General features: G+C 43.8%; 22 protein-coding genes and 1 tRNA gene. 11 read left to right on the forward strand and 12 right to left on the reverse strand.

Features of this window, described 5'->3' with window-relative positions; translation table 11 throughout:
- The first annotated feature begins 80 nt into the window (after positions 1-80).
- Entirely contained in the window at positions 81-644 is a 564-nt protein-coding gene (ahpC, locus tag F905_RS06720) for an alkyl hydroperoxide reductase subunit C (RefSeq protein WP_005178834.1), read from the forward strand.
- Positions 645-800: 156 nt separating this feature from the next.
- Positions 801-1,277: a hypothetical protein gene (locus F905_RS06725; RefSeq protein WP_005178836.1), complete on the forward strand. Its 477-nt coding sequence runs from the start codon at positions 801-803 to the stop codon at positions 1,275-1,277.
- A 47-nt stretch (positions 1,278-1,324) separates the two neighbouring features.
- Here the strand turns inward: F905_RS06725 and F905_RS06730 are convergent, their stop codons facing one another.
- Positions 1,325-2,425 carry a zinc-binding metallopeptidase family protein gene (locus tag F905_RS06730; RefSeq protein ID WP_005178839.1) on the reverse strand — a complete coding sequence of 367 codons (1,101 nt, stop codon included), beginning with the start codon at positions 2,423-2,425 and terminating at the stop codon, positions 1,325-1,327.
- 281 nt (positions 2,426-2,706) lie between these two features.
- Here F905_RS06730 and F905_RS06735 point away from each other — a divergent pair, with 281 nt between their 5' ends.
- Positions 2,707-2,916 carry a KTSC domain-containing protein gene (locus tag F905_RS06735; RefSeq protein ID WP_005178841.1) on the forward strand — a complete coding sequence of 70 codons (210 nt, stop codon included), beginning with the start codon at positions 2,707-2,709 and terminating at the stop codon, positions 2,914-2,916.
- Between the two features lie 24 nt (positions 2,917-2,940).
- Here F905_RS06735 and F905_RS06740 read toward each other — a convergent pair whose 3' ends face one another.
- Positions 2,941-3,162, reverse strand: a complete 222-nt coding sequence (locus F905_RS06740) for a DUF1653 domain-containing protein (protein WP_005178842.1) — start codon at positions 3,160-3,162, stop codon at positions 2,941-2,943.
- A gap of 296 nt (positions 3,163-3,458) precedes the next feature.
- Here F905_RS06740 and ahpF point away from each other — a divergent pair, with 296 nt between their 5' ends.
- From ahpF to F905_RS06765, 5 genes are all read left to right on the forward strand, one after another.
- Positions 3,459-5,024 carry an alkyl hydroperoxide reductase subunit F gene (gene ahpF, locus F905_RS06745; RefSeq protein WP_005178843.1) on the forward strand — a complete coding sequence of 522 codons (1,566 nt, stop codon included), beginning with the start codon at positions 3,459-3,461 and terminating at the stop codon, positions 5,022-5,024.
- Positions 5,025-5,217: 193 nt separating this feature from the next.
- On the forward strand, positions 5,218-5,562 hold the full coding sequence (locus F905_RS06750; RefSeq protein WP_005178845.1) for a hypothetical protein: 345 nt from the start codon (positions 5,218-5,220) through the stop codon (positions 5,560-5,562).
- Between the two features lie 137 nt (positions 5,563-5,699).
- Complete coding sequence (locus F905_RS06755; protein WP_005178848.1) at positions 5,700-6,446, forward strand: IS5 family transposase; 747 nt, start codon at positions 5,700-5,702, stop codon at positions 6,444-6,446.
- Positions 6,447-6,593: 147 nt separating this feature from the next.
- Positions 6,594-7,805, forward strand: a complete 1,212-nt coding sequence (locus F905_RS06760; RefSeq protein WP_005178851.1) for a YeeE/YedE family protein — start codon at positions 6,594-6,596, stop codon at positions 7,803-7,805.
- Between the two features lie 92 nt (positions 7,806-7,897).
- On the forward strand, positions 7,898-8,599 hold the full coding sequence (locus tag F905_RS06765) for a VIT1/CCC1 transporter family protein (RefSeq protein ID WP_005178853.1): 702 nt from the start codon (positions 7,898-7,900) through the stop codon (positions 8,597-8,599).
- Positions 8,600-8,646: 47 nt separating this feature from the next.
- Here F905_RS06765 and F905_RS06770 read toward each other — a convergent pair whose 3' ends face one another.
- From F905_RS06770 to F905_RS06780, 3 genes are all read right to left on the reverse strand, one after another.
- The gene (locus F905_RS06770) at positions 8,647-9,165 is read right to left on the reverse strand and encodes a hypothetical protein (protein ID WP_005178855.1); all 519 of its coding nucleotides are present in this window, start codon (positions 9,163-9,165) and stop codon (positions 8,647-8,649) included.
- A gap of 62 nt (positions 9,166-9,227) precedes the next feature.
- Complete coding sequence (locus F905_RS06775; RefSeq protein WP_005178860.1) at positions 9,228-10,007, reverse strand: TIGR03915 family putative DNA repair protein; 780 nt, start codon at positions 10,005-10,007, stop codon at positions 9,228-9,230.
- Positions 10,007-11,266 carry a putative DNA modification/repair radical SAM protein gene (locus F905_RS06780; protein WP_005178869.1) on the reverse strand — a complete coding sequence of 420 codons (1,260 nt, stop codon included), beginning with the start codon at positions 11,264-11,266 and terminating at the stop codon, positions 10,007-10,009. Before F905_RS06780 ends, F905_RS06775 begins: the two co-directional genes overlap by 1 nt.
- Before the next feature lie 209 nt (positions 11,267-11,475).
- On the opposite strand from F905_RS06780, the gene F905_RS06785 reads away from it, so the two are divergent.
- The gene (locus F905_RS06785) at positions 11,476-12,519 is read left to right on the forward strand and encodes an NAD(P)H-dependent flavin oxidoreductase (protein WP_005178872.1); all 1,044 of its coding nucleotides are present in this window, start codon (positions 11,476-11,478) and stop codon (positions 12,517-12,519) included.
- Between the two features lie 69 nt (positions 12,520-12,588).
- On the opposite strand, the gene F905_RS06790 is transcribed toward F905_RS06785, so the two are convergent.
- The 5 genes from F905_RS06790 to F905_RS06810 form a co-directional block, all read right to left on the reverse strand.
- A complete protein-coding gene (locus F905_RS06790; RefSeq protein ID WP_005178874.1) occupies positions 12,589-13,179 on the reverse strand; it encodes a hypothetical protein in 591 nt (196 codons plus the stop codon).
- A gap of 222 nt (positions 13,180-13,401) precedes the next feature.
- On the reverse strand, positions 13,402-14,421 hold the full coding sequence (dusB, locus tag F905_RS06795) for a tRNA dihydrouridine synthase DusB (RefSeq protein ID WP_265596405.1): 1,020 nt from the start codon (positions 14,419-14,421) through the stop codon (positions 13,402-13,404).
- 231 nt (positions 14,422-14,652) lie between these two features.
- A complete protein-coding gene (locus F905_RS06800; RefSeq protein ID WP_005178879.1) occupies positions 14,653-14,862 on the reverse strand; it encodes a cold-shock protein in 210 nt (69 codons plus the stop codon).
- Between the two features lie 200 nt (positions 14,863-15,062).
- Complete coding sequence (locus F905_RS06805) at positions 15,063-15,284, reverse strand: hypothetical protein (RefSeq protein WP_005178882.1); 222 nt, start codon at positions 15,282-15,284, stop codon at positions 15,063-15,065.
- 175 nt (positions 15,285-15,459) lie between these two features.
- A tRNA-Met gene (locus tag F905_RS06810) sits at positions 15,460-15,536 on the reverse strand.
- Between the two features lie 439 nt (positions 15,537-15,975).
- Between F905_RS06810 and F905_RS06815 the strand changes: the two genes are divergently transcribed.
- Together F905_RS06815 and F905_RS06820 are read left to right on the forward strand one after the other, a co-directional pair.
- Positions 15,976-17,181, forward strand: coding sequence for a DUF1615 domain-containing protein (locus F905_RS06815; protein WP_005178885.1), 1,206 nt, complete (start codon positions 15,976-15,978; stop codon positions 17,179-17,181).
- Positions 17,139-17,795 carry an HAD-IB family phosphatase gene (locus F905_RS06820; RefSeq protein ID WP_373366851.1) on the forward strand — a complete coding sequence of 219 codons (657 nt, stop codon included), beginning with the start codon at positions 17,139-17,141 and terminating at the stop codon, positions 17,793-17,795. The genes F905_RS06815 and F905_RS06820 overlap by 43 nt, the downstream gene beginning before the upstream one ends.
- A gap of 54 nt (positions 17,796-17,849) precedes the next feature.
- Here the strand turns inward: F905_RS06820 and F905_RS06825 are convergent, their stop codons facing one another.
- The gene (locus tag F905_RS06825) at positions 17,850-19,466 is read right to left on the reverse strand and encodes a hypothetical protein (RefSeq protein WP_005178889.1); all 1,617 of its coding nucleotides are present in this window, start codon (positions 19,464-19,466) and stop codon (positions 17,850-17,852) included.
- Between the two features lie 12 nt (positions 19,467-19,478).
- On the reverse strand, positions 19,479-20,198 hold the full coding sequence (locus tag F905_RS06830) for a type II secretion system protein (protein WP_005178891.1): 720 nt from the start codon (positions 20,196-20,198) through the stop codon (positions 19,479-19,481).
- Position 20,199: the final 1 nt, after the last annotated feature.

Raw genomic sequence — 20,199 nt, forward strand, 5'->3', positions numbered from 1 at the left:
TAAAAATACCATTTCAGCAATAAAGCAAATTTCTATAATCTAATTGAAATTCAAAACAAACCTCAATCATGGAGACAATGATGAGCTTAATTAATACTGAAGTTAAACCATTTAAAGCAAATGCCTACCACAACGGTCAATTCGTTGAAGTAACTGAAGCTGATCTTAAAGGCAAATGGTCAGTTGTATTCTTCTACCCAGCTGACTTCACTTTCGTTTGCCCAACTGAGCTTGGTGACCTTGCTGACAACTACGCTGAATTCCAAAAATTAGGCGTTGAAATCTATGCAGTTTCTACTGACACTCACTTCACGCACAAAGCTTGGCACGATTCTTCAGAAGAAATCAAAAAAATCCAATACGTAATGGTTGGCGACCCAACTTGGACACTGTCTAAAAACTTCGAAGTATTAATTGAAGCTGACGGTCTTGCTGATCGTGGTACTTTCGTCATCGATCCAGAAGGCAAAATCCAGATCATCGAAATCAACGCGGGTGGTATCGGCCGTGACGCGCAAGAACTTCTTCGCAAAGTAAAAGCTGCTCAATACGTTCACGCTCACCCAGGTGAAGTTTGCCCAGCAAAATGGAAAGAAGGCGACGCAACACTTGCTCCTTCAATCGACCTAGTTGGTAAAATCTAATCTGTATTAGATTAAACTGATTGAAAAAAACCACGCTTGATCGCGTGGTTTTTTTATTGATGCGCTTACATTTTTACTCAATTTTAGCTGCTGTAGATTCTTTTTATTTTCATCTGCGTTGATTAAGCTACTGAAAAATGCGCTATGGATAGACCGATGAAAACCCTATTAATTGCAGCCTTATTCACCACCCTGTCCCTGCCGGCCTGGGCTGATGTGCAGTGTAGCGGCAGCTTAAAAGATCGTTCGATTTCCGACAATATTTTCGTTGGCAAGCAATGCACCTTAATTAATGTGCAGGTCGATGGCAATGTCATGCTGGCCGATGGTGCCAAAGCCATTCTCCGAAACAGCCATATTGATGGCAATCTGGAATCCAAAGGCCGTTTTGCACAGCTGGTGGCGACCAATAACCGCATTGAAGGCAATATTCAACTGGAACGCGGCAAGCTGACCCAGCTGCACAATAACCGTGTAAATGGCAATATCCAGCTCAAAAACAATCGGGGTACGCTGAATATTAGCCGTAATCAGGTCGATGGCAATCTGGAATGTGAAAATAACGCGACACCACCGGTGGGTGGACGTAACACGGTACAGGGCGATAAAACAGGACAATGCCGCCGTTTATAAGGTGGGATGATTTTATGATAGATGAGGGTTTGATGATGGATCAAGCATTAACCATCTACAGGAATTGGATTGTCCGAAACTGGCGGCAAACCATGGATCACCTGATGAATCAGTTGTAATTTTTCCATCACCTTCGGACTAATCACAAAGGGATAAAAATCTTCCTGCCCCATACTCCGATTCACACTATTCATGGCAAAAGCCACTGGCAACCAGGCCTGAAAAATCTCGTTAAAGTCGGTCAAAAAATACGGATTTTCACGTTGCTTGAAGTACATAAAATGCTGCTCTTCATGCACAATTTGCGGATGAATACTCATGCCAAAAGAAGTTGCCGTTTCCAGCACATCAACAATATGTAAATAATGCGCCCAGCTTTCCGCCCAGTCTTCCCACGGATGCATGGTGGCATAGGCACTAATATAGGCATCCATCCAATTGCTTGGTGCGCCGTGCTGATAATAGTCCTTCACCGCCTGCTGATAACAGGCGCGCTCATCCCCAAAAAGTTGCCGAAAGCGTGCCAGATAATCACTGTTCGCCACCAGAACATCCCAATAATAATGGCCAATTTCATGCCGGAAATGCCCCAGCAAAGTCCGGTACACTTCGGCCATATTCTGCTTGGCCATCATCCGCTCGACATCATCGGCTTCGGCAATATTTAAAGTAATCACCCCGCTGGCATGGCCGGTCATGACTTTGGGAGCACGATCATCATTCGGATTGGCCTTAAAGTCGAACACCAGCCCACGTTCAGGACTTTCCAGCTTGCTCAGTAAAGGCAAATTCCAGCGCAGCAAGGCATAGACCAGGCGATGCTTGGCCAACTCGATTTTTTGCCAGCGGCAGTAATATTGCGGCTGGTTTAAATCCGGGATAATCCGGTTTAAACGGCAGGCCGGACAAAACTGCTCCGGACTGTCAAACGGAATAATCCAGTTACAGACCTGATGCTGATGATTCTGGCAAAAACGGTAAGCCTTTTGCGTGACCGCTTCAACAAATTCCCCTGCCCGCTGACCCGGTTGCAACGCCAGCATATGCATATATTGCGCATCAAAACCTAAATGATGCTGGCACACGGTACACTGGGTATTGTCGAAATAAATCGGATGCTGACAATAACTGCACTGAAAAAGTTGCATGAGAATGGCTCAGTCGATTGTTTTTATTACAGAGATGCCGCTAAGCTTAGAAGATTCTGATTTTTCTGAGTGTAGTTTTTTTGCAGTGAATGTTTAGTGTTGCTGCAACCGTGGTGCAGATTGTCCCCATACGCTGCGCTTTGACCGGGAAGGTTGGCACACAACACTCGACTTTCGCGGATAAAGTTGAAAATTCTTACAAATCAGTAATACATCCGGCTCTGCATTTGGCATATGGTCAAACTATAACGATTCCAAACACAATAAAGGAGGAATGGCTAATGGAAACTGTCCTGACTGTAACCTTCTGCAAATACAATACCTCAACACGCTACTTAAAAATATTTTATAACAATGGGTTGGCAGAGCTTTATCATCCTGTGCCAGAATTTATCTATAACAATCTGCTACGCAGTCATGATAAAGCTGCTTTTGTGCAAAAATATCTGGAGTACGATTTACACTTTAACAAGGTCTCGTTGCGACCTTGAATTGAGGTGCAGCAATTTCACCTCTCACATCATTTCCTGAACCAGTTTAAAACGCGGTAATTCACGATCATCTTCCAGACTGATCGATTCGGTAAACATGCTCAGTGGTCGAACCCAAATGGAATAATCACCATATAAACACTGGTAGACCACCAGCTTTTCCTCGGTTTCACTGTGCGTGGCCACATGCAACACCTGATACAACTGCCCTTTATAATGCTGATAAATGCCTCGGCTTAAACTCATCTTGATACTCACCTTTGTAATTTTAAATGCCATTGCTCAGGATAATGCCTAGTTTTAGTCACAAATAGCAAATCTTTGATTTTCTTATTGTCAATTCTTGAAAATTCCAGTGACAAGCCACATCTTAGAAGATAAAGCCATACATTTTTATGTGCAACTTCCGCATAAATACATGATTTTTATTATTTGATTTAAAAAACCGATTGTTTTAATAAAAACAAACCGTTTCACCAATTAAATATTTTCTCCTATCATGTCTTTATCAAATACATTTTACTCCTCTGGAGACGTTAGCAATGTTAGATCAAAATACTACAGCCCAATTAAAAGCCTTGTTAGAACGCCTTGAAGGTCCAATCGAATTAGTGGCCACTTTAGATAGCTCTGACAAATCAGACAAAATCAAAGAACTGGTAACTGAAATTACCGCCCTGTCTGATCAGGTGACTGCACGCTTCGATGGCAACAACAAACGTGCACCAAGCTTTGGTGTCGCCAAAGCCGGTGAGCAACCGCGTGTATTCTTCGCAGGTTTGCCAATGGGCCATGAGTTCACCTCTTTGATTCTGGCATTGTTACAAACTTCAGGTTATGCACCAAAAGTGTCTGATGAAGTGCTGGCTTCTATTAAAGACTTGGGTATCCAATCGGATTTCGATGTATTCGTATCGTTAAGCTGTCACAACTGTCCAGATGTGGTGCAGGCATTGAACCTGATTGCGATTTACAACCCGGGTACTACTGCCACCATGATTGATGGTGCATTCTTCCAGGATGAAGTGGAAGAACGTAAGATCATGGCGGTACCGATGGTGTTCCAGGACGGTAACCACATCGGTCAGGGCCGTATGACACTGGAAGAAATCATTGCCAAGTTAGACACCAACTCTGCAGCCAAAGAAGCTGAAAAGTTAAATGCCAAAGCTGCGTTCGATGTACTGGTGATTGGTGGTGGACCTGCCGGGAATACTGCAGCGATTTATGCAGCACGTAAAGGCATTAACACCGGTATCGTGGCAGAACGTTTTGGTGGTCAGGTGATGGACACCATGGACATTGAGAACTTCACTTCAATCAAGAAAACCCAAGGTCCAAAATTCGCAGCCGAAATGGAAGCACACGTACGTGAATACGGCGTCGACATCATGAACCTGCAACGTGTATCTGACATTAAAGGTGCAGATGAAACAGCCAACGGTTTAGTTGAAGTGACCTTGGAAAACGGTGCCAAGCTGGAATCGAAAACTGTGGTGCTTTCAACCGGTGCACGCTGGAGAGAGATGAATGTCCCAGGTGAAGCAGAATACCGTACCCGTGGTGTGGCGTATTGCCCACACTGTGATGGTCCTTTATTCAAAGGCAAACGTGTTGCAGTCATTGGTGGGGGTAACTCGGGTGTAGAAGCGGCGATTGACTTGGCGGGTATTGTTGAGCATGTGACCTTAGTAGAGTTTGATACCAAGTTACGTGCGGATCAGGTATTGCAAGACAAGCTAAACAGCTTGCCAAATACCACAGTGATTAAAAATGCGCTTTCGACAGAAGTGGTCGGTGATAGTTCACAAGTGACAGCGCTGAAATACAAAGACCGTGCAACGGATGAAGAGCATACGGTTGAACTGGCGGGGATCTTTGTACAGATCGGTTTGTTACCAAATACCGATTTCTTGAAAGAAACAGCAGTTGAGCTGAGCAACCGTGGTGAAATTGTGATTAATGACCGCAACGAAACCAACGTCAAAGGTGTATTTGCTGCCGGTGACTGTACTACAGTACCGTACAAGCAGATTATTATTGCCACAGGTGAAGGCGCGAAAGCATCGTTGTCTGCCTTTGATTACATCATCCGTTCGGGGCAATAATTCTGCTGAATTAACTCTAGAACACCACAAGCCTATAGCGTGCACTACGCTATAGGCTTTTTTTGTATTTCATTTTCTTACATTTAATCAACAATTTGTTATCTATTGCCAGATCGGAACTGGTTTATATTTTTGAATATTCACTGCTGTTGTGGATATTTGCCTTGAGAATAGAATTAAAAGGAATATGACAATGAATAAATTACTTGTTGCTTTAGGTCTTGCTGCTACCGTTGCTTTAGTGGGCTGTAACCGTGATCAGGCGCCTGAAACAGGTGCAACCACTGGCGAGCATCTGGAAAATGCTGCTGAACAGGCAGGTCATGATATTTCCGGTGCTGCTGAAGAAGCTTCAGCTGAAATGGATGCTGCAACGGATGAAGCTGCTGCAGAGTTAGATCAGGCCGCGGATAATGCCGCTGCGGCAACCAGTCAGGCTTGGGATGAAACCAAGGAAGCCACCAAAGATGCAACTGCAACCGCAGCCGGTGCTGTTGAACAAGGTGCTGCGAACGTACGTGAAGAAGCCCAGCAATAAAATTCACTTCCTCACTAAAAGCTCCCTTCCGGGAGCTTTTTTATTATTCATTTTACTAGGGTCTGTTGACATTTACTGTGCAAAAAAAAATAGCGAGAAAGTAGAATTTAATCGCCAAACCAAATCTACTCCTCGCTATGCCTCGTACAATGTTGACTGATCAACACTGGTCTAAGTTAGAAAACATTTTCCGTAATTTTCGTATTTATCTCAAACAAAATCTTCGAAATTTTATTGAAGCTATTCTTTATAGAATCCGTACAGGCTGCCCGTGGCGGGATTTACCTGCTGCCTTCGGAAAGCCAAACTCCATATTCAAGAAATTTTCCCGGTGGTCGAAAGACAATAAGTTATTAAAAATATTTAAGTTAATTTCATCTGATGCTGATCTAGAGTGGGTATTTATTGATGCTAGCCATGTGAGGGCTCATCAGCATGCTACAGGAATCAAGGATCAGGCTATCTCAAAAAGTATCGGTGGAAATAGTTCTAAAATTCATTTGGCAGTTGATTCTCATGGGAACCCTGTTCAGTTTTTGATAGAGGATGGTACGACCCATGATGTAAAAGTGGCACCGAAATTAGTTAACAATATAGACCTGCACGAGACAGAAATTCTCTGTGCCGATAATGGTTATGACTCTGAATCCTTGAGAGAACAGATAGAAAAAACGGGAACTCAAGCTAATATTCCCAAGAAGTCCAATACACTTTCAAATAATGATCATGTGGATTGGTATTTTTATAAAATCAGACATTTAATTGAGAATGCTTTTGCTAGATTAAAGCAATTTAGAGGAATTGCCACACGCTATGACAAGCTAAAGCAAAGCTATGAAAATTCTGTTGCCTTAGCTTGTATCTTTATTTGGCTACCATTATGAAATGTCAACAGACCCTATTCATTTTACTAATATTTTAAATTAGAAATTTCAAATTAAAAATAGCTTAAATGACTGTTTCTATCAGGTTAAAAGTTTAAATTTCCACTAAAATACTCAGGATTCTGATTTCTCTCCCTGTTATTGTCTATGTCTATTATTGCTGCAAAAGCCGACCGGTCGAATCGCTCGATCTGGGTCGCGCTGGTGTTATTGTTTATTGGCTGTATTGGCGCCTATCAGGTGGTGGGCATTAACCAGGCACTATTATTCCTGATTGGTGGTGCACTGGGGATGACCCTGTACCATGCTTCTTTTGGTTTTACCTCAAGCTGGCGGGTGTTTATCAAGCAAGGTCGTGGTCGCGGTCTGCGTGCACAAATGATCATGCTTGGTCTGGCAGTACTGCTGTTTTTCCCAGCCTTAGGTGCAGGTGAACTGTTTGGCAATCCGGTCAATGGTTTTGTTAGCCCAGTGTCAATGTCGGTGATGATTGGTGCCTTTATTTTTGGTATTGGCATGCAGCTCGGCGGCGGCTGTGCTTCTGGTACGCTGTATACCGTGGGTGGTGGTAGCGCACGCATGCTGGTAACACTGGTATTCTTCTGCTTAGGCTCACTGATTGCCACCACGCATTTAGACTGGTGGTTTAACCTGCCGCATCTGGCACCTATTTCACTGGTCACCAGCTTAGGTGTGATGCCGGCGTTATTGCTGAACTTTGTGCTGTTTGCCCTGATTGCCTTGGTTACCGTATGGTATGAAAAGAAACGTCATGGCAGTCTGGAGGTTGAACCGGCTGCACAGTATCAGGGCTGGAAACGCTTCTTACGTGGCCCGTGGCCGTTGGTGTGGGGCGGTATCATCCTGACCCTGCTGAACTTCGCTACTCTTGCGTTGGCTGGACGTCCTTGGGGCGTAACCTCTGCGCTGGCCGTCTGGGCCGCCAAATCGGCCAGTTTTGTGGGTGTTGATGTAGCCTCCTGGAGCTACTGGCAGCAACCAGCCAATGCCAAAGCACTGACAGAGTCGTTATGGTTTGATATTACCTCGATGATGAACTTCGGGATTATGCTCGGCGCCCTGCTGGCAGCCAGTCTGGCCGGTAAATTCGCACCGAACTTTAATATTCCAAAACGCTCGCTGATGGCAGCGATTGTTGGCGGTTTGCTGTTAGGTTATGGCGCACGCCTGGCTTATGGCTGTAATATTGGCGCCTATTTCAGTGGTATTGCCTCTGGCAGTTTACATGGCTGGTTGTGGCTGGTATTTGCCTTTATTGGCAATGGCATTGGGGTCAAACTGCGTCCATTCTTCTTCCCGGAAGAACGCCCACAACCGGAAAAGCTGACCGGCTGTTAATTCCTGACTCGCTGTTAAAAAAGCCCCAAAAGTTGGGGCTTTTTGCATCTCTGGGTTAAGATAGCCGCATACAATAAGAAATCAGGCGGGCTATGAGTTATTCACATCATCATGAAAAACATTATATTTTAAGAACGGGCTGGTTACGGGCTGCGGTGTTGGGGGCCAATGATGGGATTATCTCAGTGACCAGTCTGGTGATCGGGATGGCGGCCAGTGGTGCTTCCAGCCAGACCCTGCTGATTACCTGTATTGCCGGCCTGATTTCAGGCGCTAGTTCCATGGCTGCCGGCGAATATATTTCGGTCAAATCCCAGGAAGATATCGAGCAGGCTGATCTGCACATGGAATCCAGAGAACTGCGTAAAAACCCCGATCTGGAACTAAAAGAACTGACCCATATTTATACCTTGCGCGGCCTGACGCCTGAGCTAGCGCATGAAGTGGCGGTACAGCTGACCGCCAAAGATGCCCTAGCCGCCCACGCCCGCGATGAAATCGGCATTCATGAAAATACTGCCGCCAATGCGGTACAGGCGGCGGCATCCTCGGCGATTGCATTTTCTTTAGGGGCGCTGTTGCCTTTACTGACCATTGTCTTTAGTCCGGTGGAATATCTGGACCGAAGCATTGTGATTGTAGGTGTCTTATCGCTGGCCTTACTCGGTGCCCTGTCCAGCTATTTTGCCGGCACCTCCATGCTCAGAGGCAGCTTGCGGGTCACGGTCTGGGGCGTGGTGGCCATGCTATTCGCACACTGGATTGGCTCGTTGTTCCATGTCACACCTTTATAAAAAAACCGCCAAGCAAATCGGGCGGTTTTTTTACCTTAGGGCTGTGTTTACTGTAAAGCCGCTTTCAGGTTACAGCCATAATTCATGGTTTGCTGCACCTGACGATAGCTGGTATAGCGGTTTAAAATAAAATCGTAAAAATTGTCGGCATTGGCAAAATTCTGCTTTAAATTTTCCTGTTGAGCCTGGGGCAGCTGGATCTGATCAAGCAGTTCCAGATTATAATGTCCGAGACGATACATCTCGGCAAAATAGCCATTCATCATATCGCAATAGCCGGCTTTGGTCGGCTTTAAGGCGGTACTGCTGACCAGATGCTGGTTCAAGGTCATCAGATTATCGGCATCTAAAGGAAACTGCTGGGCAAAGGCAATACTTTCCAGCTGCTTAAACTGCTGAAAATCGGCTTCCAGTTGACGGTTTAAGGCACTAAAGCGCTGCTGTAGCTGCTCTGCACTGGCCACCTGGTACTGTTCAGGCTGGACCTGTACCTGCTCTGCCTCATGTGGTCCACATGCTGTCAAACCTGTTATTGTGAGCAAAACAGCCCCTACATACCCCTTCATGCTTTTACCTTTTCCACGATACAACCCGGGCATTATACTGATGAAACCGGCCGGGATGAAAGTTAGAGCGACTTTTCATTCATATAGCGCCAGTAACGTTTCGGTACATACTGAATATGCAGCTTCATGTTCTGCCGTGCCTGAATATTGACGCTGTGAAAATAATCTTTCCACAGCTGGTCATATAAAAATTCTTCAGCATCCAGCTCGATACTAAAGGCCTGACTGTGGCCACTGCCCAGCTGGAGATCCAGCTGCCGGGCATTCATCTGAACCTGATGCACATCATCCAGATCATAATAAATGCCGTAATCACGCTGTTCGTCATAAATCAGCCAGCGCTGATCCTGATAACGCGCCTTAAAATGCCGCTCGATCAGCGGTAATACATTAAAATCTGGCCGCACCAGACTTAAGAACAGACCATCCTGACATTTTTTAAAGCGTACAAAAGCTTCCATGCGATGTTTTTCCCGGCCCACCTGCTTGGCCCACTGTGCCATGCCCAACACCGCCGGATGGCCATAATTACCATCCACCGCATGGCCGTGTTGAAAAACATAAATGCAAAAATCAAACAGATGCTGAAAGGCCTGTTCCTGCTCCGACAAAAAGCACAGATAAAACTGACGCAAGCTGCCGGGCTGGATTTTCTGTTTCAAGCCCTGCCAGACCCGCTGCCCCTGCACATCCTGTGAAGACACGACAATAAACTCATCAAACAGGCCATGCTGGGACTGCGGATTGGCGGTAATGTGTACATCAAACTCTTGAAAGCGAAATGCCCGAAACACACAGCAAAGCAAGCCGGTGAGCGTGCCATCAAAGCAGTAGGTGGCCATTAAAAAGCAAAGCCCAGTTGTGGCGAGAGCTGCTGCTGATATTTGGATTGCCCCGACTGTAAAATCTGCTGGCGAATCTGCTGCGCTGGCGGCTCTTTTTTAAATTTCGGGCTGTCGGCACAGCGAATAAAATGCTGGGCACGGTTATAGGCCACGCCCATGCGTTTTAGCTGATCTATATGAATGTGCCCAAACCGGCGCGCCTGCACAATTTTCTGCGCCGAACGCACGCCTATACCCGGCACCCGTAAAATCAACTGGTAGTCGGCACGGTTGATATCTACCGGAAAAGCCTCTGGATGACGCAGTGCCCAGCCCAATTTCGGGTCGACATCCAGGTCTAAATTGGGATGTTGATCATCCACCAGTTCATGCGCAGCAAAACCATAAAAACGCATTAACCAATCACTTTGATAGAGCCGGTTTTCACGCAGCAACGGCGGCGCTGAACCGACAGCGGGCAAGGCCTTTTCCTGTGTATTAATTGGAATATAACCAGAAAAATAAACCCGTTTTAGCTTGAATTCTTTGTAGTGCCGATCGGCCATCATAATAATGTCTTGGTCGGTTTCATTATGTGCACCCACTACCATCTGCGTGGTTTGTCCGGCCGGAACAAACTTCGGTACCGATTTGATGATTTTCGATTCATCTTTCAGTTGAATCAGGCGATCGCGGACAATACCCAAATCCTTCTGCACTTCGGCATGACTTTTTTCCGGGGCAAACTGCTGTAGTCCGGCTTCGGTCGGCATTTCCAGATTAATACTCATCCGGTCAACATATAAACCGGCTTCGGTAATAATTTCCTGAGATGCGCCCGGGATGGTTTTTAAATGAATATATCCATTAAAGTTTTCTTCCAGCCGCAGCTTTTTCACCACCTGTAGCATTCGTTCCATGGTGTAATCGGCCGATTTAAAAATACCGGAACTTAAAAACAGCCCTTCAATATAATTGCGCCGGTAAAAATTTATGGTCAGATCGACCACTTCCTGTACGGTAAAGGCTGCGCGTTTCACATCATTGGAACGCCGCGACACGCAATAGGCACAGTCATAAATGCAAACATTGGAGAACAGGATTTTAAGCAGCGAAACACAGCGCCCATCTTCGGTATAGCTGTGACAGATGCCATTACCGGTATTGCCCAGCCCTTGGTCTTTATTTTTGCGCCGACTGCCACTCGATGAGCAGGACACATCATATTTGGCAGCATCGGCTAAAATTTGCAGTTTTTCACGGATACGTTCAGACATGCGTTTCAGCAGAAATCAGGAGATAAGCTGATTATAAAAAAGCGAAAATGTTGCGCCTAGCAAGCCGATGCGTTAGCACGACCCAGCTTGTCGCAACGAATGTAACTGCTGTGTAAAAACCGGCAGATTATTTAAAAAATAAATAATGATTATGATTTGCTAATTTTGTTCAGCTTGGGCAAAGTGTAGGAAGAATAAGGAGAAATCGCATGTCTATATTGGAACAGCTCGGCATTAAACATCCTATTTTTTTAGCGCCGATGGCCGGTGTTTCGACACCTGAACTGGCTGCCGAAGTTTCCAACCAGGGCGGCTTGGGTTCACTGGGTTTAGGGGCCAGTTCAGTGGCGTCTGCCCGAGAACAGATTTTAAAAACCCAGGACCTGACCGACTGCCCTTTTCAGGTCAATTTCTTCTGTCATCAACCCGAGCCGCTGGATGAAGCTGCTGCTCAGGTCTGGCTGGATTATTTAAGTCCGCATTTTGTCCATTATGGCGTAGCGCTGCCGACCCAGCTCAAAAATCTGTATCCTAGTTTTTTAAGCAATGATGATTATCTGAATCTGGTGCTGGAAACCCGTCCTCAGGCGGTGAGTTTTCATTTTGGTATTCCGCACGCCCATCAGATTCAGGCGCTAAAACAGGCCGGGATTATCACCATGGTCTCTGCCACCAATCTGGCCGAAGCACAAGCCATTGAAGCGGCGGGTATTGATATTATTATTGCCCAAGGCGTAGAGGCTGGCGGTCATCGTGGCCTGTTTAATGCCGCTATTGATGGCGGTATCCGCACGGTAGATTTAGTGACTTTACTGACCCAGCACTGTCAGATTCCGGTGGTTGCGGCTGGTGGAATTATGAATGGTCAACATGCACAACGTGTCCTGAACCTTGGCGCAGTCGCGGTACAGCTCGGGACCGCCTTTGTGCAATGTAAATCTTCCAATGCCAATGAGGCGTATCGCAAGGCTTTATTTAGCCAGAGCTGTACCCAAATTACCGATTCAATTTCCGGCCGTCCGGCACGTGGTCTGGTCAATCAGTGGCACCGTCTGGTGGATACGCCAAACCGTCCGCCGGTACCGACCTATCCGTATACTTATGATATTGGCAAGCAGTTACATGCCGCAGCTAGCCAGCAAGGTGAACAGGGATTTGGTGCATTCTGGGCCGGTGCCAATGTCGGTCTGATTCGTGACATGGAAGCCGGTGATTTAATTAATCAACTGGTGCTGGAAATGACCAGTCACTAAGCGCGAACAATAAACAAAAAACATCTCCGCGGAGATGTTTTTTATTGGCCTGATAGTGTCTTGAATGCTTTAACGGGTGACACGTTGCCAGGCATCTTTGGCTGCAAATTTTGCTTCTTCCCAGTTCAGACGGGAATCGCCTTTCATCTGTTCCCATTTGGTGCGCAGTTCTGGCTCGGCCCGGTCAAAATCGACATTTTGTTCATATAAAGGACGGTTTTCATAGCCCAGTCGATAGGCGCCGCGATAATCACGATCATAGTCGACATCGGCATAGACACTGCGGGTTTCATTATAATATGGACGGTTCTGGTACTGATCACGCCAGTATACATCTTCTGCAGTCGGATCAATCGCATCGGCAATTTCATTACCGGCCAATCCACCCACTACACCACCGGCAATACCGCCTACTACGGCACCGACCGGTCCAGCTGCAGCACCGACGGCCGCACCGGTTGCCGCACCCCCTAATACACCGACACTAGTACCCACAGGATGATCGCCTGCTTCATTCATATCCGGGACACGATTGGTGTCCAAATCAGGACGTGCGTTGACATCGGTCGGGTCGACATTTAAACCCTGGCTTCGTTCTTGTGGTAATTCTGTTGAGGTCTTATGGCTAAATTCAGTCACAGGACGATTAGTATTGGTCATGTTGAAACTCCTTGGATCATTGTTATTAACAAGACTGGAATATCATCTTGCCAAGTGAAGACTTACCTAGCATAGAGCAAGCCAAGCCCTGCAATGTCCAAGTCCTGTCCGTGTTCAGTGAGCGTATGTTGCCCTGTGTTCAGGTCTGTAGAGATTGTAAACGGATAAAATCGGGGATAAAAAATGGCGCTCTAATGCGCCACAATTATGATAGATATTTAATTATTTGGTTTCTAACAGATTCACCTGTTCAACCTGCACATCACTCATGATGTTGCCATGTTCTAACAGTTGATTAAAATAGTTTTCCACCACCTGATACTGCTCGGCCGTGCTTTCCACACGGTACATATTCTGGCGGAATTCATTGCTAGAACGCAGTCCTTTGGTGTACCAGGCAATATGTTTACGTGAAATACGGCAGCCTGAATATTCTCCATAAAAGCTATAAAGTTCAGATAAATGCCCAAGCAATACCTGTTTGACTTCTTCAATACTCGGTGCAGTCAAATGTTCACCGGTCGTCAGATAATGGGCAATTTCACGGAAAATCCAGGGACGGCCTTGTGCCGCACGGCCAATCATAATCGCATCTGCACCGGTATAATCCAGCACCATTTTAGCTTTTTCCGGACTGTCGATGTCGCCATTGGCAATGAGGGGAATATTCAGCTCGGCCTTAACCTGCTTGATTAACTCATAACGCGCCGTGTTCAGGTACATATCTTCGCGGGTACGACCATGCAGGGCCAGCGCTGCAATACCGGCCTGCTCCGCACGCTTGGCCACACGCAGAATATTTTCCTGACCGTTTAAAAAACCGAGTCGGGTTTTTAAGGTCACCGGCACATCGACTGCTTCTACGACTGCATCTAAAATCCGGGCGACCAGATCTTCATCTTGCAACAACGCCGAACCAGCCAGCTTGTTACATACTTTTTTGGCAGGACAGCCCATATTGATATCAACAATCTGTGCGCCATTGGCCACCTGATAACGCGCAGCTTCAGCCAGATCAGCCGGATCGGAGCCGGCAATTTGTGCAGAAATCGGCGCGATTTCGCCATCAAAATTGGCCCGATACAGACTTTTTTTGCTCATGCGCAAAGTCTTGTCCGAGGTCATCATTTCACTGACTGCATGGCCTGCGCCAAAATATTTGCACAGCGTTCTAAACGGCCGATCCGTGACACCTGCCATTGGTGCCACCCACAGCTTTCGCTCAATAGGACGATCAAACAGTTCTTGAATGACAGGATGTGAACTCAATGTAGGAACCTCGGGAAACAGAAAATGCGCAGCGAATCTTTCAGATGGGAGAAAACTGGATACGGCGCTAAAAACCGAGCTAGTTTAAAGCCTTCTGACCAAAATTTCTATGCATCTGTACCGACCACAGCACATCTGTTTTTAGCAGATGCTAAAAAAACAAAAGCCCATCAGAAGATGAGCTTTTTGCAGCGAAACCGGCAATTAGATTGCAGTAATACCGCTGGCCTGGTCGCCTTTTTTACCCGCTACGATGGTAAATTCAACGCGCTGGCCTTCATGTAAAGTTTTGAAGCCCTGGTTGGTAATTTCGCTGTAATGAGCAAAAACGTCCTGACCTGAATCTGCCTGAATAAAACCAAAACCTTTAGTTTCATTAAACCATTTCACAGTACCAGTAACTGTATTTGACATAAGATAATCCTGTATTAAAAAACTTTTAAATTGGTCATAGATAAACCAATAATTAACTGGAAAATGACTTTGAAACTAAAAATCTGATACTACGAAGGATATTAAAAAACGACGGAGGGAAAAGATTTGCTGAAACAATAGTAATTCTTCTAGTTAACGACCACTATACAGACTTCTGTTCTGAATGCAATAAAAATAAATTAATTCAATTTATATAACTGATTTAAAGCAATATAAAAACTTTTACCATCCAGGTTAAATTCTACCTGCTGTCCGGACTGAAGCTCAATCATTTTACCGACTTCCACCCAGATAAAACCCTGGCTCGAGCGCTGCTTCTTTTTCAGCGGCATTACTTTTACAAAAATTTCCTGACCATTGACTGCAGTGGCCAACTGCCAATTTTCTACATTATTCAACATAACTGACTCATTATATGAGCTTAGGTGATCATTTAAGAAAGCTGTTCCATTTTATTAAAATTTCATCTTTCAAAAATCGGATAAAAACACAATCAAATTTGATTATTTTAAACTTTTCACTGTCCCAATTCTCACAATTATGGACAAATATTCAATCACTATAAGCATTAAAAGTTGGATGCGGGGGCCGGATTTGAACCAACGACCTTCGGGTTATGAGCCCGACGAGCTACCAGACTGCTCCACCCCGCAAAGGAGAGTTAGCTTTATACGCCCTATATTTGCTAAACACAAGGTTTATTTAAAATATACACTAAAATAACCACGGTTCTACGCTAAAATAATTCCCTTTATTTTGATTAGAAAATTTTGCAATCATTAAAAAATAACAGATAATATTTTAAAAAATAATTCAGATGATTTTATACAGCATCTCCCTTATTTATTTAAATATTTTCTTAAAATAACAGAAGATCATCAAATTAAAATCAGTGCTTTATTTTGAAATAGAACTCAGTATCTAACCCTACAATATCCGCTTTTTGAGCCACTCAATTCTCTGGCATCTTGCAGATAAAAATTGACAGTGCAACGTAGGCCGTATACATATATATTCACACCTGTATAGCCGAATTTCTGTATACTTCATCTGCCCTGTAGGCTGACCCGTCTGGACCGAGTTTTCCTGTTTATGAAACACACCTTCCTGTCATCTGTAATCAAACCTTTAAGCCTGATTGCGTTATCTTTAAGTTTAGCTGCCTGTGGCGACAGCGCCTGGTGGAATAAAGGCGATGAGCCAAGTCTAGATGCAGATCAGATCAAACGACTAATTCCTTCCCGCGTGAAAGATCGTGATTCATGGGCCAAAGATATTTACGATATTAGTGAACAATTGGGTATTCCGCAGACCAAGGAAAATATGTGTACCATTGTCGCCGTGGTCGATCAGGAATCCAACTTTGTTGCCGATCCGCAGGTTTATGGTTTAGGTGAAAAAGCGGTTAAAGAAGTCCAGGAACGCTTAGACGAGAAGTTTAAAGATAAACTCGGTGAAGCCATTGGAGGCACCATTGCCGGCTATTTTCAGGATGTACTGAAAAACCATCCAAGCCCGGAAGATAACTATTTAAGCCAGATGCGCCGGGTCAAAACCGAACGGGAACTGGATGAACTTTATCGTGAAATTTTTGACTATATGGCCAAGCATTATCATGTATCGGCCCTGACCGGTGCAGCCAAGCTGTTTGGTCAAAATATTGGAGAAAAGCTGAATCCGATTACCACTTTAGGTTCGATGCAGGTGCATATCAGCTATGCCAAGGAACATAAACGCCAAGGCGGCAATATTGCAGAATTACGCACCGATTTATACAGCCAATATGGTGGCCTGTATTATGGTATTCACCGCCTGATGATGTATCCGGCCGACTATGATAAACCGCTATATCGCTTTGCCGATTATAACTCGGGTATGTATTCCAGCCGTAATGCCGCTTTTCAGAGCATGCTCAATGATTTAACCGAAGCCGAATTATCTCTAGATGGTGATTTACTGCTCTATAGCAAAGATGGCGGTGTTCGCAGTGCCAAGAGTCAATCTGAACGCGAGCTGATTAGTGTTTTTGCCAAACATAATATTGTGCTCACCCCACGTCAAATCCGCTCCGATCTGAAAAAAGAAAAAGAGCAGGATTTTGAAGATACCGCTTCGTATCGCGCCTTATTAAAACTCTATCAGGAACAAACAGGCAAAGAACCATTTTATGCGATGATGCCAGAGGTGGTAATTTCTGGGCCAAAACTCAGCCGTGATTATAATACCAACTGGTTTGCTACTCGGGTCAACGGGCGATATACCACATGCATGCAAAAAGCCAAAAATATAAAAATCTAGCCTTATTTGATTTTGATGGCACCCTGTGCAGCAAAGACAGTTTTACAGGGTTTATTTTCTATGCTTTATCTAAGCGGCATATTATTAAGCAAGGACTTAAAATCTTACCTTGGATTCAAGCCTATTACCTAAAAGTTTACCCTGCACATGCCATGCGTCCTAAATTGTTTAATGCCATGTTCAAAGATGCAAGTACAACTGAAATATTAGCACTTGCACAACGCTATGCAGCAGATTTAATGCATGATCTAAACCCACAACTGTTACAGCAATTAAAACAACATCAATTCAATGGTGATGATGTGGTGGTGGTTTCTGCGAGTGTGGATATTTATTTACAGTATATTTGTCAGCAGTTAAATGTTGGTTTGATTTGTACCGAAACAGAAATTGAAAATCAGCAATTTACAGGACGATACTCTACAGCTGATTGTAGTCGGGAACAAAAGCAAATTCGGATTTTAGAACAATACGATTTAAAAAATTATGCTGCTATTTACGCGTATGGCAATAGTGATGAAGATGAAGCCATGCTGAGTTTAGCAACTTATTCTTATATGGCGGGTGTCGATCAAGTATTGCCTAAAATTATTGATTATAAAAAATTGGCTTAAATTTATTTATGCGCAAAAAAACCCACATTTCGTGGGTTTTTTATAGATTGGAGGTTACATGTAGCGGATGCCGCCAATACCAAAAGTCTTTTTATAGACTGGAACGAAGTTACCAGGATCATCTGCCTTACTTAAATTAAGTTTAAAGTCACCTGACATTTCTGTCATATCCGTAGTACCGACAACCATTAAATTACCCTCAATTCTGACCGTGCCAGTACCAATCAACTTACCTGAAGCCCCTCCGGTACCTCCTGCAGCAGAGTTAGCAAGTAAATTGCCATAATAATTAACTAAGACAAGAGTCCCACCATCTTTACCGCCAATTAATTCTAAATTTCGAGCAAGATACAAAACATTAGCTATACTTGCTGGATAATCTTCGAGTTGACTCTGTGTCTTTAATGCATCTTGAGACTGACAGTATTGTAGTGGGTATTCAGCTGGACACACTTTTGCTAATCGACTTGCCCTATCCGTATCATTAACTGCATCTAAAATATAGTGGTGTGGAGCAAAAATGTCATAACCAACAATTTCTTCAGGCTTAATATTATTCGGTATATTAGGTATAGCTTTAAACTGATTTTTTAATGCATCAAAACCATCTTTAATTGTACTATCACTACTTTGTTCAACAATAGAACTTTCAATTTTTCCCGTTGCAACAATTGAATTTACTAGAATATTTCCTGGGTAATTTGTTACTAATTGGGAGGTGACTCCTTCAACCGTATATTTGAGTATAAGCTTACTCTTCCATACATTTACTTTAACGTTACCATCGAACCACAAAACACCTGGAATTTTATTGCTTGCATTACTATTAACAATCCATAGTTTATTTGATGCATCATATGAAACTCCCCCGATATTACAATCAGCTCCCTGACCATTTGTACCAATTACAGTTTCAGTTTTTATTTCAGCACCACCTTTATACACATTATTGATTCTACATTGTGGAATATTATTTCCATCTGTATAAAAAATATAATTAGCATCTTTTCTTACATCTGTTGGGTTTAAGAAATCTCTTTGCGAAAAGGCTTTAAGGGTAATGCCAGCTTCACTAATTTCCTTGCTGCTCCAAGGTGTTCCACTTTGCTGTAAAATATTTCCTCCTCCAACCTCTAAAGTTACACCATCAGCAATTAAGCTCTCCAATTTATTTACCTGTAATCCACCCTCAAAAACTGAGCCTTTGAACTGCTCCTTAGAAAGCTCACTCGTAATATTATAATTCGCGCGCAAAATAGCAGAAGCACCGCCACTTTTACCAATGATATCAAACTTATATTGATCTTTAAGCACTGGATTATTACAAGCACCAACACGTTCAAATTTTATTTGAGTTTCTGGATTAGACTCTTCAATTTCACCATTACAAAGTTGATCTATTAGTCTAAGCCCATTATCTTCTTTACTTAATTGATTTAGATATTTAGAAAAAGCATGATAACCAATCATGGCTTGCATTTGTGCTTGAGTTTGCGCGTGAGTCGTGGTTGCGCTGGACTGTAGATTTCGCATTGTCGACATATAACCCACAGTTAACACTGTTAAGGACAGACCAACCAATACAATAAACAGCAGAGAGGATACGCCCGCCTGTTTTATAAAAGAAATAATGTCTGGCTTATTTCTTTTCATATCCATAACATTTTGCATGACTAATCCTCCCTATTTAAAGTTAAATAGGCATGTTGTGTTTTCAATTGTACGTGCTGTAGTTTCTGTACTTGCAGCGTAAGTATTGATACTGATAACAACCTGATATTTACCACCGCTTACTACTGGCTCACTTGCTGCCGCTTCACTTGCTGCTGATGCTATGGCAACACCAAAAGGGGTGCATCTTTCACTACCTAAATCTTTAAGCTCTATGTTTATTGAACCAATTTTATTAGAATCATTTGAAATTTTTGATGTCTTTATTACTTTTTCAATATGAACTAAACGCTCCACCTTAAGTGTAGGATTTGCTACTAAGTCAGGCTTCGCCAGAGTGTCGCTACATCCATAACCTGAACTATCTGTACCATACACATACAATCCACCATCAGCACTATCAGTTACTTTGACATTTTTTAAAGCTCTACATTCAGTATCAGTGATTTTCCAAACAAGATATTCAGCACCATCAGCAGATTCTGGAAAAGTATGAGATTTAATAGCAGGATTGTTAACATTGTAACCTACACCTTGCAAAACACGGTCAACTGCTATCAAACCCAACATTAAACTACTATCGGTTTTCGCACCAAATGATGCTTCGGCTGTAACCTTCCCCGTAGTCACGAATGCACGCAGCATAGCCAAAATAATGATAATTGAGAGCGTTAATGCAATCAAAATTTCAATTAAAGTAAAACCGCGCTGTGAAAGCTTTAAACTCGTCATT

The organism is Acinetobacter sp. CIP 53.82 (assembly GCF_000369465.1).
Lineage (GTDB): Bacteria > Pseudomonadota > Gammaproteobacteria > Pseudomonadales > Moraxellaceae > Acinetobacter > Acinetobacter indicus.

Excerpts from the sequence above, each read along its gene's own strand:
- F905_RS06730 (WP_005178839.1), bottom strand. The coding sequence starts at position 2,425 with ATGCAACTTTTTCAGTGCAGTTATTGTCAGCATCCGATTTATTTCGAC.
- F905_RS06825 (WP_005178889.1), bottom strand. The coding sequence starts at position 19,466 with ATGCAAAATGTTATGGATATGAAAAGAAATAAGCCAGACATTATTTCT.
- F905_RS06800 (WP_005178879.1), bottom strand. The coding sequence starts at position 14,862 with ATGTCAAATACAGTTACTGGTACTGTGAAATGGTTTAATGAAACTAAA.
- F905_RS06765 (WP_005178853.1), top strand. The coding sequence starts at position 7,898 with ATGAGTTATTCACATCATCATGAAAAACATTATATTTTAAGAACGGGC.
- F905_RS06775 (WP_005178860.1), bottom strand. The coding sequence starts at position 10,007 with ATGGCCACCTACTGCTTTGATGGCACGCTCACCGGCTTGCTTTGCTGT.
- F905_RS06740 (WP_005178842.1), bottom strand. The coding sequence starts at position 3,162 with ATGAGTTTAAGCCGAGGCATTTATCAGCATTATAAAGGGCAGTTGTAT.
- F905_RS06785 (WP_005178872.1), top strand. The coding sequence starts at position 11,476 with ATGTCTATATTGGAACAGCTCGGCATTAAACATCCTATTTTTTTAGCG.
- F905_RS06790 (WP_005178874.1), bottom strand. The coding sequence starts at position 13,179 with ATGACCAATACTAATCGTCCTGTGACTGAATTTAGCCATAAGACCTCA.
- F905_RS06770 (WP_005178855.1), bottom strand. The coding sequence starts at position 9,165 with ATGAAGGGGTATGTAGGGGCTGTTTTGCTCACAATAACAGGTTTGACA.
- F905_RS06760 (WP_005178851.1), top strand. The coding sequence starts at position 6,594 with ATGTCTATTATTGCTGCAAAAGCCGACCGGTCGAATCGCTCGATCTGG.
- F905_RS06830 (WP_005178891.1), bottom strand. The coding sequence starts at position 20,198 with ATGACGAGTTTAAAGCTTTCACAGCGCGGTTTTACTTTAATTGAAATT.
- F905_RS06725 (WP_005178836.1), top strand. The coding sequence starts at position 801 with ATGAAAACCCTATTAATTGCAGCCTTATTCACCACCCTGTCCCTGCCG.
- F905_RS06805 (WP_005178882.1), bottom strand. The coding sequence starts at position 15,284 with ATGTTGAATAATGTAGAAAATTGGCAGTTGGCCACTGCAGTCAATGGT.
- ahpF (WP_005178843.1), top strand. The coding sequence starts at position 3,459 with ATGTTAGATCAAAATACTACAGCCCAATTAAAAGCCTTGTTAGAACGC.
- F905_RS06815 (WP_005178885.1), top strand. The coding sequence starts at position 15,976 with ATGAAACACACCTTCCTGTCATCTGTAATCAAACCTTTAAGCCTGATT.
- F905_RS06755 (WP_005178848.1), top strand. The coding sequence starts at position 5,700 with ATGCCTCGTACAATGTTGACTGATCAACACTGGTCTAAGTTAGAAAAC.
- ahpC (WP_005178834.1), top strand. The coding sequence starts at position 81 with ATGAGCTTAATTAATACTGAAGTTAAACCATTTAAAGCAAATGCCTAC.
- F905_RS06735 (WP_005178841.1), top strand. The coding sequence starts at position 2,707 with ATGGAAACTGTCCTGACTGTAACCTTCTGCAAATACAATACCTCAACA.
- F905_RS06780 (WP_005178869.1), bottom strand. The coding sequence starts at position 11,266 with ATGTCTGAACGTATCCGTGAAAAACTGCAAATTTTAGCCGATGCTGCC.
- F905_RS06750 (WP_005178845.1), top strand. The coding sequence starts at position 5,218 with ATGAATAAATTACTTGTTGCTTTAGGTCTTGCTGCTACCGTTGCTTTA.